Raw genomic sequence first — 16,759 nt, 5'->3', positions numbered from 1 at the left:
CCCGGCGGCGTCGTACGACCGCGGGGTGCCGGCGGAGGGCGGCCGGGTCAGTCCCGACCGACGGGGACGACCGAGGTGGTCGTCGTCGGGTGCGAGGACAGGCCGCCGCGCTCGAACTTCTGGCCGGTCGCCAGCCCGGCGACGTAGAACGAGACCAGGGCGATCAGGATGCCGGCGATGTCGTCGGCGATGTAGTGCCACCCGAAGTAGAGGGTGGCGACGACCGTCAGACCGAAATTGATCCAGAACAGGATCCGGATGACCCGGTTGCGGACGGTGAACTGCACCATCAGCGCCCACAGCAGCGAGATGCCGGTGTGCAGGCTGGCGAAGCCGGCCACGGTCTGGGCCTGCCCGTCACCCCAGAGGACGCCTTGTCGGGCGTTGACCAGGGAGTTCATCAGGTCGGTGGTGCCGGTGTTGGCGAGGTCGTCGTAGAGCCAGTAGTACTCGAGGCCGGGGCCCAGGGTCGGCAGGGCGTAGTACGAGATGGTGCCGAGGGTCCAGGCCAGGCCCTGCGCGGTGACGAACCACCAGCCGTAGGAGAGGTTGCGCGACCACACCAGCCAGACGGTCACCAGGATCGCGACCATCGGGATGAACAGCAGGTAGAAGCTGGAGAGCAGGTGCGCGACCACCGTGGTGCCGAGCAGGTCGTGGATGACCGGGCCCGGCTCGTGGCCGAAGAACAGCACCCGGTCGAGCATGTGCAGCTCGCGGTCGTACATCCGGTCGCTGACCAGCGGGAGGAACGACTTGAGGTTCCGGTAGCAGACGTAGATGACGTAGAAGCAGACGATCCCGAGCATCACCAGCAGCACCCGCTCGCGGCTCCAGTGGCTGTCCAGCCGCTCGCGCATGATGCCGGGCATGGCCCGCACGCGGAGCCGCGAGAGCCACAGGGCGCGGGGCACCAGGTCGAGGGCGAGGGCGCCCAGGCACAGGATCGGGAGCCGCAGCCACGACGGGCCGAGGAAGCTGCCCTCGGGGTCGATCAGCGGCCGGCCGATGGCGAACGCCGTGATCGCCGCCCACGCGCCGATCACCACCGCCGTCACCACGAGAAGGGAATAGGCGCGGCGATACACGAAGGTCAGTGTAAGGACTGTCCCTCCGCAACACCGGTGGGTATCACCGCGAGCCGGGTCACGTCGACGTCCAGCCGGACCCGCTCCCCCGGGCCGGGGTGGTGGTCGAGGCCCGCGACGGCGTCGACCTCCCCGATCCCGTCGACGTCCACGACGAGCCGGACCTGCTCCGGCGTGGCCCGCGCCGAGCGCACCGTCCCGGCGAGCGGGCCGGCCGGGGCGACGCTCAGCGCGGAGCGTCGTACGGCGACCGACGCGGCCGGCGCTCGGCCCGCGGCCGCGAGTACGGCGGCAGCGGCCGGGCCGTCGAGGACCCGGGCGTAGCCGAGGAACAGCGCCGTCGCCGGGTCGGCCGGCGCTCGCCAGACCCCGGCGATCTCGCCCTCCTGCACGAGGACGCCGTCGCGCAGCACGGCCAGCCGGTCGGCCACCGTGAACGCCTCGTCGTGGTCGTGGGTGACCATCAGCGCCGTGGTGCCGGCGGCGCGCAGGATCCGGCGCAGGTCGCCGGCGAGCCGCTCGCGGAGGCCTGCGTCGAGGGCCGAGAGCGGCTCGTCGAGGAGCAGCAGCCGTGGCTCGACGGCGAGCGCCCGGGCGAGCGCGACCCGCTGCCGCTCCCCGCCCGAGAGGGTCGAGGGCAGCCGGTCGGCGTACCCGGCGAGGCCGACGAGCTCCAGCAGCTCCGCGACCCGCGCGTCGATGCCGCGGGCGCGGCGCAGCCGCAGGGCGTAGCCCACGTTGCGGCCGACGGTGAGGTGGGTGAAGAGCTGGCCGTCCTGGAACATCAGGGCGAACCCGCGCTTGTGGGTCGGGACCCGGGCGAGGTCCTGGCCGTCCCAGGTGACCCGGCCGCCGAGCACCGGCTCCAGTCCGGCGACCGCGCGCAGCAGGGTGGACTTGCCGCTTCCGGAGGGACCGAGCACCGCGAGCACCCCGCCGTCGGGGAGGTCGAGGGTGACGTCGCGGACGACGGGCGCGCCGTCGTACGCGACCGAGACCTGGTGGAGGGAGAGCATCAGAAGGCTCCTACGGAGGGGACGCGGAGCCGTTCGACGAGCAGCATCACGAGGGCGGTGGTGGCGGCGAGTACGACGGAGGCGGCGAGCGCCATGCCGTAGTTCATCGCCCCCGGGTGGCCGATCAGCCGGAAGATCACGACCGGCACCGTCGGCTGGTCGTCACGGGCCAGGAACGACGTCGCGCCGAACTCTCCCAATGACACCGCGAAGGCGAACCCGGCGGCCGCCAGCAGCGGCTTCCACACGACGGGCAGGTCGACGGTGAGCACGGTGCGCAGCGGCCCGGCGCCGAGCGAGGCGGCCGCCTGGCGCTGCCGGTCGTCGATGCCGTGCAGCACCGGCGCCAGGGTGCGGATGACGAGCGGGAGGGCCACCAGCGCCTGGGCGATGGGCACCAGCAGCGGGGAGTCGCGCAGGTCGAGCGGCGGCCGGTCCAGGGTGATCAGGAAGCCGAAGCCCACCGTCACCGCGGACACCCCGAGCGGCAGCATGAAGAAGCCGTCGAGCCCCGAGCGCACCCGCCGCTCCGCCCGCGAGCGCGACCGGCGGGTGACCACGGTGGCGACCAGCACCCCCATCAGCAACGACATCCAGGTGGCGTCGACGGCCGTGCGCAGCGAGAAGGCCAGCGCCTCGGTGACCGGCACCAGCAGCGCCTGCTGATCGCCGGTCGAGCTGAGCGCCCGGTAGTTGCCGAGGCTCCACGAGTCGTCCACCTGCAGCGACCCGGCCACCAGCGTCAGCACCGGCACTCCGACGAAGAGCAGCAGCAGGCCGGTCGCGGCCAGCACGGGTACGTCGACCAGCCGAGGTCGGCGCGGCCGGGCCAGCACCCGCGACACCCCGGGGTCGGGCACCGACCTGAGCCGGCCGGCGACGACCAGCAGCACGCTCACCACGACGAGCTGCAGGATCGACAGCGCCGCCGCGGCCTGCAGGTCGAGCAGGTTGGTGGTGAGCAGGTAGATCTCGGTCTCGACCGTCGAGTAGCGCAGCCCGCCGAGGGTCAGCACCACCCCGAAGCCGGCCGCGCAGAAGAGGAACACCACGCTCGCGGCCGACACGATCGCAGGCCGCAGCGCCGGCAGCGTGACGGTCCGGAACACCTGGACCGGGCTGGCGCCCAGTGCGGCCGCCGCCTCGGCCGGACGCTGGTCCAGCGACTCCCAGGCCGTGCCGACGACCCGGATCACGACCGAGACGTTGAAGAAGGAGAGGCCGAGCACGATGGCCACCGGAGTGCCGTCCAGGCCGAGGGAGCCGAGCGGGCCCGACTCCCCCAGCAGCTGCTTGAACGCCACCCCGACCACCACGGTCGGGAGCACGAACGGCACCAGCAGCGCCGCCCGCAGCACCCGCCGCAGCGGGAACTCCAGCCGGTGCAGCGCGTAGGCCGCCGGCAGTCCGAGCCCCACCGACAGCGCGGTCGCCGCAGCTGCCGACCAGGCCGTGAACCACAGCACCCGGTGCACCCGCGGCCGGGTCAGCACCTCCGCGACCGCCCCCGGGTCGAAGGAGCCGTCGGGCCACAGCCCGCGGGCGAGCATGCCGCTGACCGGCAGCACGAAGAAGACGCCGAGCACCAGCACCGGCCCGACGGCCAGCGCGAGAAGTCCAGCGGCGCGCCTCATCGGCTCGTGACGTCGCTCCACTCCCGCAGCCAGTCGTCGCGGTTCTCGCTGATCTCGGCCGGGTCGACGTCGTACGGCGTCTCCGGCTGCGTGGCGAACGACGCCCAGTCGGCGGGCAGCTCGACCGCCGAGGAGACGGGGAAGACGTACATGCTGTCGGGCAGTGCCGCCTGCACCTCGTCGCTGAGCAGCCAGTCGACGACCTGCTCGGCGCCCTCGGGGTTCTCGGCGCCGGCCAGCACGCCGGCGTACTCGACCTGGCGGAAGCAGGTGTCGAGCAGGGCGCTGGTGGTGGTCCCGCCCGCGCCGTCGACGGTGAACGCGGGCGAGGAGTCGTAGGAGACGACGATCGGCCGGTCGCCCTCGCCGCCGCCCTGGGTGAAGTCGACCTGGTAGGCGTCCGACCAGCCGTCGGTCAGCTTGGCGCCGTTGGCCATCAGGTCGGTCCAGTAGTCGGGCCAGTCGTCGCCGTACTCGGCGATCGTGGCCAGCAGGAAGGCCATGCCCGGCGAGCTGGTGGTGGCCCCGGGGATCACGAAGAGGTCCCGGTAGGCGGGCTTCGCCAGGTCGGCGAGCGTGGCCGGCGCGGGGACGCCCTCCTCGGCGAACCAGGTGTCGTCGATGTTCACGCACACGTGCGCGGCGTCGACCGGTGCCAGTACGTCGGCGCCGTCGCCCGTCAGCGCGAAGTCCGCGGCGCCCTCGGGGAGCGTCGGGGCGTACGGCGCGAACACGCCCTCGTCGACCGCGCGCGAGGCGAAGGTGTTGTCGATGCCGAAGGCGACGTCGCCGGTCGGGCTGTCCTTGGTCAGGACCAGCTTGTTGGTGAGCGTGCCGGCGTCGCCCGCGGCGCGGACGGTGAGCCTCAGGCCGGTGTCGGCCTCGAACTTCTCCGTCAGCTCCTCGGGGAGCGTGAACGACTCGTGGGTGATCAGCACGACCTCGGTCGGGGTGTTCCCCCCGTCGACGCCGCTCGCCTCGCTGCTGTCACCCCCGCTCAGCGAGCAGGACGCGAGCAGCAGCGTGCCGGTGGTGGTGAGTGCGACCGCCTGGGCGCGCGCACGGGTGGACAGCGTCATTCCGGACTCCCTTCGCCGGTGCTAACCGGAGCAGGTTCGAGGGTCTGCGGCTCTTCCGCACTCTCAGCACGCTCGCGCGTGCTCCCCTGTCGTGAACGGCCAGGCTACGCCCTGGCTGCCGGGGGTCGTCCCCGGGGGTTGTCGCTTCATCACGGTATGCAGACCAGTTCTCGGTTGCCACGGCGGGTACGCCGTGGGCAGTGCAAGTTCGTCTGCATGCCGTGATGAGCATGCAGCGCCCGCCCAGGCCCGGCCTCCTCCTAGGGTTCCCTGATGGACATCAGGACGCTGACCTTCGACCAGCTCGACGCGCGGACGGCGTACGACGTGTGGCGGCTGCGGCAGGACGTGTTCGTGGTCGAGCAGGCGTGCCCCTATCCCGACCTCGACGGCCGCGACCTCGAGCCCGGCACCCGGCACGTGGTGGGACTGCTCGACGACGCGGTCGCCGGCTACCTCCGGGTGCTCGACGACGGCGACCTCGCCCGGGTGGGGCGCGTGGTGCTGGCCCGCTCGGCCCGCGGGCAGGGCCTCGCCGACCCGCTGATGCGGGCCGCCCTCGACGTGGTCGGCCCGCGGCCCTCGGTGCTGGACGCGCAGGCGCCGCTCGCGGGCTGGTACGCCGGCTTCGGGTACGCCGTGTCCGGGCCGGAGTTCTTGGAGGACGGGATCCCGCACCTGCCGATGCGGCGGCCGGGTCGGGTCTGAATGAGGGGACTGGCGTTGCCTGGGAAGACTGCTGGGTCGGCGCCGGCTCAACCTCGCCCGGAGCCGGCTCAGATGTAGAGGTTGTCGTGCTCCTCCAGGAACGCCTGCAGCTCCTCGTGGCTCGGCTGCCAGCGCCCCTCGGCGATCTCGACCAGGCCCTCGAAGTAGGCCTCACGGGGCGCGCCCGGCGCGAACAGGATCAGCAGCGAGGCGTCCGCGCCGGACTCGTTGCGGAAGCCGTGCACGCCGCCCTCGGGGACGAAGGCGAAGTCTCCGGGGCGGGAGTCGACCCACTCCCTGCCGTCGTAGAGCCGGACTTCGCCGGAGAGGACGAAGAACGACTCGCTGATGGTGCGGTGGAAGTGCGGCTGGGCGCCGGACGGCTCGGGTCCCATGTCCCAGCGGTAGAGCCCGAACCGGCCGTCGGTCTGGGCGCCGGTGGCGAGGTAGTGCGCCGCGCCGCCCGGCCGGGGCAGGTCGGGCGGCGTACCGGCCGGACGGAACCAGGCACTGGGCTCACCGGTCTCGCCGAGGTAGCGGGGGTCGGGGTACGACATGCCCCCGGAACCTACGCGGTCAGGGAGCCGCCGTGAAGATCACGCCGTCGGCGTCCTCGGTGCGGGTGGCACGGCCCTGCGCGACCAGCAGCTCCAGGTGCGCCTTGGTCTCCATCGAGGCCATCCCCTGGCTGAACAGGTCGAGCTCGGTGTAGGCCCGGTCGTGACGGGTCCACGGAAGTTCCTGGGCGACGACGTGCGCCGTGCGTGCACCGCCGGCCAGGGACACCAGGCTCAGGTCGAGGCGGTGCTCGTGGAAGGCCAGCAGCTCGTCGACCCGCTGGTGCGACGACGGGGACACCGGGCCGTGGGCGGGCAGGATCCGCAGGTCCGGCAGCGCGCGCACCTTGGCCAGCGAGGCCATGAAGTCACCGAGCGGCAGGGTCGCCGGCGGCGGCACCGTGAAGCCGATCGACGGGGTGATCGTGGGCAGCACGTGGTCGCCCGCGAAGAGCACCCCCTCCTGCTGCTCGGCGAAGACGAAGTGGCCCGGGGTGTGCCCGGGGGTGTGCACGGCGTCGATCGTGCGGTGGCCGACCTCGATGCGGTGGTCGCCGTCGAGCCAGGTCGTCGGGAACGCCCACAGGCTCAGGTCGGGCTTCTCGTCGGTCTGCGCCGCGACCCACTGGTCGGCGACCTCGCGGGCACCGGCCGTCACCAGTACGTCGGCGAACGGGTTGCGGTCGAGGTTCTCGTCGTTGAGGAGCTCCAGCGCCGGCTTCTCGCCGAGGCCGAGCGCGACCTCGGCGCCGTACTCCCGGCCGAGGACGGTGGCCAGGGTGAAGTGGTCGCGGTGCACGTGGGTGACCAGGAACCGGCGGATGTCACCGAAGCCGTAGCCCACCTCGCGCAGGCAGCGGTCGAGCAGCTCGCGTGCCTCGGTGATCGCCCAGCCGCCGTCGATCAGGGTCAGCCCGTCGGGCGTCTCGATGACGTAGACGTTGATCGCCTTCAGGCCGTCCATCGGCAGCGGCAGCGGGATCCGGTGGATCCCCTCGGCGACCCGCCACGCCCCCTCGGCGCTCCAGTGGGTGCCGGAGTCCGGCGAGATGGCGTGGGCGGTGGACGTGGAACTGGTTGACGACGGCACGTATCCGACCCTAGGCCCCCACGTCCGGGAACCCGAGGTCGAGGGTCGGTTGTTGGATCCCGCCGTCGATCTCGAGGAGCTTTCCGGTGACGTACTGCCCGGCCCGGGACGCCAGGTAGAGCACGCCCGCGGCGATGTCCTCGGGCTCGCCGACCCGGCCCAGCGGCGTCTTCGTCTCGAGCTGGCTCATCAGCTCCGGCTGCCCGGCGACGTACTCGAGCGCGCTGGTGAGGATGGAGCCGACGTAGATGCCGTTGACCCGGATCCTCGGGGCGAGGTCCTGGGCGGCCATCTTCGTCCAGTGCGCGAGGGCCGCCTTCGCGGTGCCGTACGCGACGAAGCCGCGGTCGGCGGTACGGCCCATCATCGAGCTGATGGTGACGATGGACTTCTGACTCTGCCGGTGGTCGTCCTCGTCGAGACCCTTCAGCATCAGGGGTACGGCGGCCACGCTCAGCGCGTGCGCGGTGGTGACGTTGAAGCTGAACGCCTCGTTGAGGAACTCGTTCGAGGTCTTCAGGAACTCCGTCGGGAAGGTGCCGCCGACGTTGTTGACGACCGTGTCGAGCCGGCCGAACTCGTCGTACGCCGCCTGCGCGAGGCCCGCGACCGCGTCGAGGTCGCTGAGGTCGGCCGGGACGACGAGGCAGCGGCGCCCGGTCTCGCGGACCCGCTCGGCGACCCGGTCGAGCTGGCGCTCGGTGCGGGCGGAGATCAGCACGTCGGCGCCGGCCTGGGCGAGCGCGACGGCGGTGGCGGCGCCGAGGCCGCGGCCCGCGCCGGTGACGATCGCGACCTGGTCGGTGACCGCGAAGCGGTCGAGGATGCCGCTCACTTGCTCACCAGGCCGCGGCCGGTGACGAGGGGCAGGTCGATGGCCCGCACCAGGCCCGGCTCGGCCGCGACCACGGCCGGGAGCGCGTTGACGATGCGCTGGGCGGTGGTGATCATGCCGCTGACGTTGTGGTCGCCGTGCTCGCCGTGGTGGGTGAAGTCGACCTGCATCATCGGCTCGCCGGTGATCCGGATCCGGTAGCCGCCGTCGCCGCCGGTGGGCGGCTGCTCCCACTCCGGCACCTGGTCGGGGTCGGTGCGGGTGATGTGCTCGAGGACCACCCGCGCGACGCCGTCGACCTTGCCGATCACCTGGAACCGGACCGCGCCCATGGTGCCCTTCCGGACGTCGCCGCTGACGTTGTCGGTGTCCCACTCGGCGGGCCGGCGGTCGACCTCCTCGGTGAGCGGCTCGTCGAGGGTGATGTCAAGGCCGGCGGCGAGCTGGCGTACGACGCTGCCCCAGGCCATGCCGAGGATGCCGGGCGCGAAGATCGCCCCGACCTCGTCCATCGGCCGGCCGAAGCCGAACAGGTCGTTCATCACGACCGGCTGGAAGTACGTCGAGTAGTCGCAGATCTCCATCACCCGCACCTCGTCGATACGCCGGGAGAGGCTGGTCATCACCAGCGGCAGCACGTCGTTGGCGAAGCCGGGGTCGATGCCGTTGATGTGCAGGCTGGCGTTGCCGCGCTCGCAGGCGTCCTCGATCCGCGCGATGAACTCCGGCGGCAGGATCTGCTCGGGCCACTGCAGCAGCACCGGGCCGCTGGACGTCACGTTGATGCCGGCCTCGACGAACGAGATCAGGTCCTCGATGCACTCGAAGACGCGGTCGTCGGCCATCGCGGTGTGCACGATCGCGTCCGGCGCCAGCGCGATCAGCTCGTCCCGGTCGGTGGTGGCCGTGATCCCCAGCTCGCGCCCGAGCTCGGCCAGCACCCCGGCGTCCTTGCCGTGCTTGTCCGGGTTGCTGACCCAGACCCCGACCAGCTCGAGATCGGGGTGCGCGTCGACGCCGGCGATGGCGTGCCGACCGATGGTTCCGGTCGACCAGACGACGACGCGGAGCGGCTTCTCGGGGATGACCTGTGACATGCGTCGCACACTAGAACACGTTCTAGATTTGCGATAGGGGGCTCCCGACGGACGAGCTGTAACGCGACGATCGCCCCACTACCCGCCTGCTGCAACGGCCGGGTAGTGGGGCGAACAGCGCGTTACACGCGCGGTTACAGTCGGAACCTGAGGACCTTCGCGCGGGCGCGCTGGTACTGCGCGTCGCCCGTGTAGGTGACGACGACCTTCCACCGCCCGGCCGCGAGGCGCCTCGGCAACGCGATCCGCGCCGTACCGCCCACGAGCCTGCCCGCGACGGTCCGGGAGACGACGACCTTCCTCGCCTTGCCCTGGACCCACCTCGTCACCTTGCCGGTCAGCTTCACGACGACCCTGCCGGTGGCCGCGGACCGACCGGCTGCGGGCGTCACCGTGACGTTGACATGGGTCGGCTTCCGTCTGACCGTCGCGAGCCTCACGCCCACCGAGGACGCCACCTGGGGCAGCCGCTCCCAGGTCGCGGTGAACGCGAGGGCGCCGCTGGTGCCGGGCACCACGGTGACCTCGGTCTCGCTCCGGCTCAGTCCGGTTCCGGTCCAGCCGGTGAACCGGTGGTCGGGACGCGTGGGCTTCACCAGCGTGAACGGCGCGGACTCGACGGTGTACGTCGTCGGGTTGCCCGTCACCGTGCCGCCGGCGAGGTCGTAGGTGATCGGGAAGCCTCGCGAGGTCCAGGTGGCGACGTAGGCGCGCTCGCCGGCCGAGCCGGCTGGGATGGTGACCGAGGCGGTCGGCCCGGACAGGTCGGGGCCGGTCCACCCGCCGAAGTCGTAGCCCGAGCGCCGCGGGTTGCGCAGGGTCAGCGCACCCGTCTCGATCGTGTACTCGGTCGGGTTCGCCTGGGTGAGGTAGCCGCCCGCGAGGTCCAGGTCCAACCCGTAGGAGGTCACCTCCCAGTGCGCGCGGTAGCTGCGGTCGCCGGTCGAGCCCGCCGGGATCGTGACCGACGCCGTCGGCGACGTCAGGCCGGGGCCCGTCCACCCGAGGAAGGTGTAGCCGGTGCGCGTCGGCGCGGCCAGCGTGACGGAGTCCTCGGAGGTGTACGCCGTCGGGTTCTCGGCACCCGGGAGCGCCCCGCCGGCCAGGTCGTAGCCGATCGCGAAGGAGGCGACCCGTCGCACGATGTTCGTCTTCGAGGTGACCCTGTTGCCCGAGCCGTCCGTCAGGACGGCGTACCACTCCTGCGACACGTCCAGGTCCGGGTGGAAGGCGACCTCGCCCTGCTGGTCGCCGACGAGGGTGATCGGGTCACCGATCGTCTCCGGCGCGCCGGAGGCGAACGTCACGCGCGAGGCGTCCAGGGTGCGCTCCTGGACGCCGCCGAGGTCCACCTCGATGACGTAGTTCTCCGAGTTCTCGCCCCAGTAGCCCGGCGTGTTCGGCTTGGGGACCTCCTGGCTCCAGCGACCGTCGGACGTCGTCCGCTGCAGCCAGGGGCTGTAGGTGTTGACGTGGATGAGGTTGTTCTCGGCGTCGACGCTGAGGTTCTTCAGGAAGCCGTGGCCGCCCCAGGCCCGGGTCTGGTAGTCGGTCAGGATCGAGAACACGCGGGTGCCGCCGCTGTTGGTCCGCGAGGTCACGAACGTCCCGGACTGGTGGCCGGACAGCACGAGCTTGACGTTCGGGTAGGGGTCGATCAGCTCGTTGACCAACGGGTTCGAGTACGGGTTGCTCGCGTCGCGCGCCCACAGGTGGTGGTGGGTCGACATGATGACGCTGTAGTCGCGGTGCGACCCGATGACCGACTGGGCCCAGGCGACACCGTCCGCCGTGTTCTCGGCACCCGGCTCCATCGACCAGTGCCCCAGCTGGAGCCAGAGGATCTTCGCGCCGTTGATCTCGCCGGTGTAGTAGTAGTTGTCGATGTCGGAGCTGCCGCCGAAGGTCCACGGCGAGCCCTCGAGTCCGTCCTCGAAGCGCTGCATCGGGAAGTACTTCTGGAGCATCTGACGGCCGTTGTAGGACTCGTTGTAGTCATGGTTGCCCCAGGAGATGGCGAGCGGGATGTCCGCCTCCTCCAGGGCCTCGGCGGAGGGCTCGGCGTTACGCCACTGCCATTCGTCCTCGAACTCCTCCTTGTTGACCCAGTCGCCGGCCTGGACGACCATCGCGGTCTTGCGCTCGGCGGCCTTGTCCGCGATGTACTCGAACTGCTCCGTCATCGTCCACGGCGTCGCCTGGGAGTAGAGCTGGGTGTCGCCGACGTGGTTGAACGACCAGTCGTAGTCGTCGGCCGACGGCAGGACGTCGTCGAAGTCCTCGCTCTCGGCCCAGGGCAGCTCGGTGAGACCACGCCAGACGAGCACGGTGAGCACCCGCTCGTCGGACACCGGGTGCTCGGCCGCGGTGGTCCGGACGTCGAGGTTGACGTCCGATCCCTCGGGGCTGGCGTCGGACTCCTTCAGCACCCACCGCTGCGCCACGGTGTCCCACACCCAGGCCGACACGGTGCGCGTGTCGGCCCGGCCCCGCCAGGAGAAGTGCCACTCGTCCTCGGCGACCTGCTCCTCGGTCAGAGTGATGCGGTAGATCTGGAAGGGATTCTTGTCGTCGCCGACGGTCGTGGGCGTGAGCTCGCTCCCAGGAGTCCCGCTGAGCGGGGTGAGCGCGGTGGGCACCCGGTCGGCGGTCTCGCCGGTGCGGACCTGCAGGTTCTGCGCACCCAGCGCGACCGACTCGTTCGCGTAGTACTGGGCCTCGACGGTCTCCGCGAGGTCGGTCCGCGGGGTGACCTGCAGCCGGAGCGAGTCGTTGGCGGGACGCTGCGCCTCGGTGCGCGGTACGGCGGGGGCGGTCGTGTCGGTGACGTCGAGGCGGCGCACCGTCGGCTCGGAGTCGAGGCTCGGCGCCGCGGTCGTCGTGGCGGTGAAGGTGACCTCCACGCCCGACCCGGTGGTCAGCACCGGCACCGGCACCGTGAACACGCCTGCCTCGACCTGCTGTTCGAAGACCGTCTTCCCGTCGATCGCGGCGGTCAGCACGGAGCGCTTCGACACCGACCCGAACACATCGACCGGACCGGCCTCGACGTCAGCGCCGTCGCCGGGTCGGCCCAGCGCGAGCACGAGCTCGTCGGCGGCCTTCGTCTCCCGCCTGCCGAACCCGACGGCGTCGCCGAAGTAGTTGTCGGCGCGGAACGCGTCCAGCTCCGGGATGAACTGCACGCTGGCGATCCAGAGCTCGTCGACGACCCCGTGGAACGGCTCGAGCAGCCGGTTGGGGTCGTCCGGGTCGACGCCGGAGTCGCCGACGGTGAGCGGGGCGTCGTAGAGGTTCGGGAACCGCCGCCCCTCGGCCATCGCCGAGGAGGCCTCCTCGCCGTCGACGAACACCGCGTAGGTCATCTCGTCGAAGGTGACCGTGACGACGTGCGGCTCGGCGTCCTTGGCGATCGGCGTGGTGGCGTCGTCGAACGGGGTGAGCGCCTGGAACAGGCCGTCCGTCTTGCGCATGCCGAGCTCCATGGTGGGCTCGTCGGCCCCGGGCACGCTGCGCGCCACCAGGGCGTTGCTCTCGCCGCTGATGGCGGCCATGTCGTCGGGGGTGAGGCTGAAGATGCCCGAGACGGTGAACTTCTTGGCGCTCGCGCCGATGTTGCCGTCGTACTGCAGTCGCGAGGCGTCGAAGCGCACCGAGCCGCTGCCCGGCAGGGCGGACCCGGAGTCGGTGACCGCATCGAGCGCGGAGCCGACCAGCGTGCCGGTGACCTTCCCGGTCGAGTCGGTCAGGGCCTCCCCGGCCGCGACGTCGGTGGCGAAGTGCTCGACGAGGTCGAAGTCCTCGCTCCACACGTCCCGCGGGTCGTTGTCGGGCGAGCCCAGGCCACCGAAGTAGGCCCAGACGACCTGGGAGTCCTGCCTCGTCAGCTGGTCGAGCCGTGCCCAGACGACCGAGGTGCCGCCCGGCTGCCAGGTCTCGACCTCGACGGGGAGCGGGACGCTGCGCTCGGTGAACAGTGCGAAGGTCTCGGCCCCGACGTCGGGGGTGTCGTCGATCTCCAGCCGGACGGGCACGTCGGTGAGGGTGCGCCGCTGGTCGTTGGTGACGGTGACCGGCTGGCGGTACGTCGCCCCCTGGTCCGCCCACGCGATCTCGCTGCCATCGGCCGACGCGACGCCACGGAGCACCCGCAGCCTCGCCTCGGCATCCTCGAGCCGCGTGAGGTGGTCCAGGGCGCCGCGCTGGGCCTTGGTCAGCCCCTTGACCGCGATCCGCGCGGCCGCGACCTCCACCGCGTCCTCCAGGGTCACGTCGGCCGCCTCCGGGAGGGCCGCGAGCCGGGCGTCCACTGCGGACATCTCCCGGTCGATGCCGAAGCCCTCGGCGAAGTAGCCGCGGCCGTTGCCGTCGACCTCGTACCGGTTCACGGTCAGCGTGCCGTCGGTGACCTCGATCCCGAGGTAGGACGGGTTGGTGTTGCTGGTGAAGCTGAGGCCGCCGCCGAGACGCTCGAACAGGCCGAGGTAGGTCTCCTCGCTGATCTCCGCCGGCCGGCCGTCCTCGAGCTGGCTGTAGTGCTTGGCACCCGCCGTCCCCGGGTTGACGAGCAGGGTGCCCTCGGGATCGACCTTGTACTCGACCCGGACCCCGCCGACGACCTCCTCGATGACCTCGGACGCGGGATCGGCGACCCGGGCCTTGACCGGGGACGACGGGTCGGAGAACAGCTCCTTGGTGCGCGACCAATAGTGGTCATGCCCCTGGAGCACGAGGTCGATGTCGAGCTCGTCGATGAGCGGCACCAGACGCTCGCGCAGCTTCAGGATCTCGGCGTCGAACGGGTGGGCGCCGGCGGTGAACGGCCCCTTGTGGGTGGTGAGGACGATCCACTTCGCGCCGTTCTCGCGCGCCTTGCGGACGTCCTCGCGCAACCAGGCGACCTGCTCGTCGCTGACGATCTCGCACCCGGCCTCGTTGTTGAGCCCGTGGACCTGGCAGCCACCCTTGCCCTCGTTGGTGTTGAGCATGGCGAAGTGGGCGTCGTTGTAGTCGTAGGAGTAGTAGACGCCGGCCGAGGTGTCCTGGTCGTCGACCGCCTCGAGCGTGAAGTGCTGGGTGAACTCGTCCGGCATGCCGTCGTGGTTGCCCGCGACCGGCGCGATGGTGGTCGCCAACAGGCTCTCCTGGGCCTTCCCGAACAGGTCGGTCCAGTCGAGCTCCTCCTCGCTGAGCTGCACCACGTCGCCCGCGTGCACCATGAACTCCGAGTCCGGCACCGTCTTGAGTGCCTGGTCCAGGGTCCTGGCAGACACGGCGGCCTCGCTGGCGCCGCCGCGGGCCTGGGTGTCGGTCAGCCCGATGAAGGAGAAGTCGTCCTCGCCGTCAGCGGTCCGGAACGTCCCGTTCTCGCTCCACTTCCCGGTGAAGGTGTCGCCGACGCGGTAGTAGTAGGTCATCCCCGGCGTCAGGTTCTTCGCGATGACGCGGTAGAGGGTCTCGCCCTCGTTGCTCTCCTCGGCCGCGGCCTGGAACAGCGAGGTCGCGTCGTCGGGGAAGCGCGGGTCGGTGCTGAGGATCGCACCCGGTTCCACCGCGTCGGCGAGGTCCTGGTACCAGGTGAAGGCGCGCTGGGTCTCGGGGTCGCCGTAGAAGGTCGAGGTGATCCGGTTCGGCATCTCCTCGGGCGCGACGTACTTGATCCGCGGCAGCAGCGTGTCGACGTCCCACATCCAGGCGTCGACGAAGTCCCAGCCCAGGCCGGTGTACGTCGACTTCGTGTGCTCGTCGAGGCCGTCGCCGTCGTCGCCGACGACGACGTTGCCGCTGACGGTCGTCTCGGGCCCGAGGTCGCGCCCGACGATCGCGTCGGTGCTCGCTGCGTCGAGCGCGGTGTCCTGACGGATCAGGTTGTTCCGCACGACGCCGTCGGCGGAGACCGTCCCGACCACGCCGGCCGCGAGGTCGCCGACGGTGACCTCGACCTCGACGTCGACGTCGTGTACCGACGTGTGCGCACCCGACTCGACGACGATCCCCGCGCCGTGAGCGGCGTCCGGGGCCGTGAGCACGGCGTCGGTGATCTCGACCTGGGTGATCGTGGCGGGCCTCGCCGTGGTCCCGGCGGCGGTCACCGCGAGAGCGGCCACCCGCTCGGTGCCGGCGACCGGGGCGAGCCGCACGCCGGACAGGGTGAGCCCGCGGACGGTGCCGGACAGCTCGCGGAAGAAGCCGAGGTCGGCGGAGCCCGCGCTGGGCGCGTACGTGGGGTTCGCGATGGTGTGGCCGTTGCCGTCGAAGGTGCCGGAGAAGCGGTCCACGCCGGTGAACTCGGCGCCCTCGAGGTCGATGTCGGCGGCGAGGCGGAACGAGTCGGACCCGTAGACCCCGTAGTCGGACGCGATCGCCGCCTGCATCGCCTCGAGGTCGCTCACCGAGCGGATCAGGTACGGGTCGGCGGTGGTGCCGGAGCCGGTGACGCCGGCCTGCATGAGCGGCGGGATCTGCGCCTGCCGGGGCACCGGGTGGCCCAGCACGGGTTCCCAGCGCCAGGTGCCGGCCCCGGCGGCGAAGTCCCAGCCGATGCCCTCGTACGTGGGCCGCTCCGCCAGCTGTTCCGGCGTGGCCGGGGAGCCGTCGTGGCCGAGTCGCCAGGTCGTCCCGGAGTCGCCCGGGACGGACTCGAGGGCGATGTCGCTGTCCCAGGCAAGGTCGTAGTCGCCCGTGCCGCGGGTCTTGACGGTCTGCTCGACGTGGCCCTCGTCGTCGAAGGTGCGGTTGTTGTTGGCGTTGACCAGGTTCTCGGTCGCCGAGCCGTCCTTGTCCGCGGCGATCCAGCCGGTGCCGAAGGTGCGGTTGGCGCCGGTGTTGGCGTCCATGTAGATCCAGCCGGAGGCGACGACGTTCCTGCGGATGGTGGTGGTGGCGTTCGGGTCGAGGACGACGAAGGCCGCGGACGAGCCGGATCCCTGGGTGTCCTCGTTGACGCGCGTGTTCACCACGAGGTTGCGCTCGATCGTGGGGCTGCCGCCGGAGACCCAGTTGACCAGGCCGCTGGGGTACTTCTTGCCGATGACGTCGACGTTGTCGAGGTAGTTGTCGGCGATGACGCTGGCGCCCGAGATCCGGTTGACGAGGCCGGCCGCCCGGGAGTTGGTCGCGGTGATGGACGACCTGAGCAGCTCCACCTTGGAGTCGATGAGCGAGTTGCCGCTGACCGTGACGTTGGCGCCGGTCTCGACCAGGGCCGCCGCGAAGTGACCGGCCGTCGGCGGGTCCCCGGCGACCGTGACGTTCACGCCCACCAGGGTGAGGTCGCGGATGGTCGCGTTCGTCGCGCTGCGGAAGAACCCCGTGCTCGCGCTGGTCGCGTAGCCGCCGATGTTGCTCACCGCGTGCCCGTTGCCGTCGAACGTCCCGGTGAAGGTGTGGAACGTCGGGAACGTCGCACCCTGGTAGTTGATGTCGGCGTCGACCCGGTACGCCAGGGCGGCGTACGTCCCCGGTTGGGCATTGACCGCCTCGGCCGCCGCCGTCAGGTCGGCGGCGGACGCGATGACCACGGGGTCGGCGGCCGTGCCGGTGCCGGCGAGGCCGGGGACGGTGGCCGCCGATGCCGGGCCGACGACCCCCAGGAGGGAGCCGGCCAGCCCGGCGGCGGCGACGAGGGCGAGGGGGCGCAGCGAGGGCTTCTTCAT

General features: G+C 71.5%; 10 protein-coding genes and 1 riboswitch. Of the genes, 1 reads left to right on the top strand and 9 read right to left on the bottom strand.

The window, feature by feature from the left end; translation table 11 throughout:
* Nucleotides 1–47 precede the first annotated feature (47 nt).
* From MUB56_RS06990 to MUB56_RS06975, 4 genes are all read right to left on the bottom strand, one after another.
* Nucleotides 48–1,088 carry a phosphatase PAP2 family protein gene (locus MUB56_RS06990; RefSeq protein WP_244931186.1) on the bottom strand — a complete coding sequence of 347 codons (1,041 nt, stop codon included), beginning with the start codon at nucleotides 1,086–1,088 and terminating at the stop codon, nucleotides 48–50.
* Between the two features lie 5 nt (nucleotides 1,089–1,093).
* On the bottom strand, nucleotides 1,094–2,104 hold the full coding sequence (locus tag MUB56_RS06985) for an ABC transporter ATP-binding protein (protein WP_244931185.1): 1,011 nt from the start codon (nucleotides 2,102–2,104) through the stop codon (nucleotides 1,094–1,096).
* Nucleotides 2,104–3,738 carry an ABC transporter permease subunit gene (locus tag MUB56_RS06980; RefSeq protein ID WP_244931184.1) on the bottom strand — a complete coding sequence of 545 codons (1,635 nt, stop codon included), beginning with the start codon at nucleotides 3,736–3,738 and terminating at the stop codon, nucleotides 2,104–2,106. Before MUB56_RS06980 ends, MUB56_RS06985 begins: the two co-directional genes overlap by 1 nt.
* Nucleotides 3,735–4,817, bottom strand: a complete 1,083-nt coding sequence (locus tag MUB56_RS06975) for a thiamine ABC transporter substrate-binding protein (RefSeq protein WP_244931183.1) — start codon at nucleotides 4,815–4,817, stop codon at nucleotides 3,735–3,737. Before MUB56_RS06975 ends, MUB56_RS06980 begins: the two co-directional genes overlap by 4 nt.
* Nucleotides 4,808–4,915: riboswitch (TPP riboswitch) on the bottom strand. (Overlaps the previous gene by 10 nt.)
* A gap of 175 nt (nucleotides 4,916–5,090) precedes the next feature.
* Here MUB56_RS06975 and MUB56_RS06970 point away from each other — a divergent pair.
* A complete protein-coding gene (locus MUB56_RS06970; protein WP_244931182.1) occupies nucleotides 5,091–5,525 on the top strand; it encodes a GNAT family N-acetyltransferase in 435 nt (144 codons plus the stop codon).
* Nucleotides 5,526–5,593: 68 nt separating this feature from the next.
* Here MUB56_RS06970 and MUB56_RS06965 read toward each other — a convergent pair whose 3' ends face one another.
* The 5 genes from MUB56_RS06965 to MUB56_RS06945 all read right to left on the bottom strand — a co-directional run bounded on the left by MUB56_RS06965 (nucleotide 5,594) and on the right by MUB56_RS06945 (nucleotide 16,759).
* Nucleotides 5,594–6,082, bottom strand: coding sequence for a cupin domain-containing protein (locus tag MUB56_RS06965; RefSeq protein ID WP_244931181.1), 489 nt, complete (start codon nucleotides 6,080–6,082; stop codon nucleotides 5,594–5,596).
* A 19-nt stretch (nucleotides 6,083–6,101) separates the two neighbouring features.
* Complete coding sequence (locus MUB56_RS06960; protein ID WP_244931180.1) at nucleotides 6,102–7,172, bottom strand: MBL fold metallo-hydrolase; 1,071 nt, start codon at nucleotides 7,170–7,172, stop codon at nucleotides 6,102–6,104.
* Between the two features lie 10 nt (nucleotides 7,173–7,182).
* Nucleotides 7,183–8,007 (bottom strand): SDR family oxidoreductase, encoded by an 825-nt coding sequence (locus tag MUB56_RS06955; protein WP_244931179.1) that lies wholly within the window; start codon nucleotides 8,005–8,007, stop codon nucleotides 7,183–7,185.
* Nucleotides 8,004–9,104 carry a diacylglycerol kinase gene (locus tag MUB56_RS06950; RefSeq protein WP_244931178.1) on the bottom strand — a complete coding sequence of 367 codons (1,101 nt, stop codon included), beginning with the start codon at nucleotides 9,102–9,104 and terminating at the stop codon, nucleotides 8,004–8,006. Before MUB56_RS06950 ends, MUB56_RS06955 begins: the two co-directional genes overlap by 4 nt.
* 134 nt (nucleotides 9,105–9,238) lie before the next feature.
* Nucleotides 9,239–16,759: a metallophosphoesterase gene (locus MUB56_RS06945; protein ID WP_244931177.1), complete on the bottom strand. Its 7,521-nt coding sequence runs from the start codon at nucleotides 16,757–16,759 to the stop codon at nucleotides 9,239–9,241.

Origin of the sequence: Nocardioides sp. W7, assembly GCF_022919075.1 — a bacterium.
Lineage (GTDB): Bacteria > Actinomycetota > Actinomycetes > Propionibacteriales > Nocardioidaceae > Nocardioides.
Note: the sequence above shows the minus strand (reverse complement) of the source record. Positions and strands in the feature narration are given on the sequence as shown.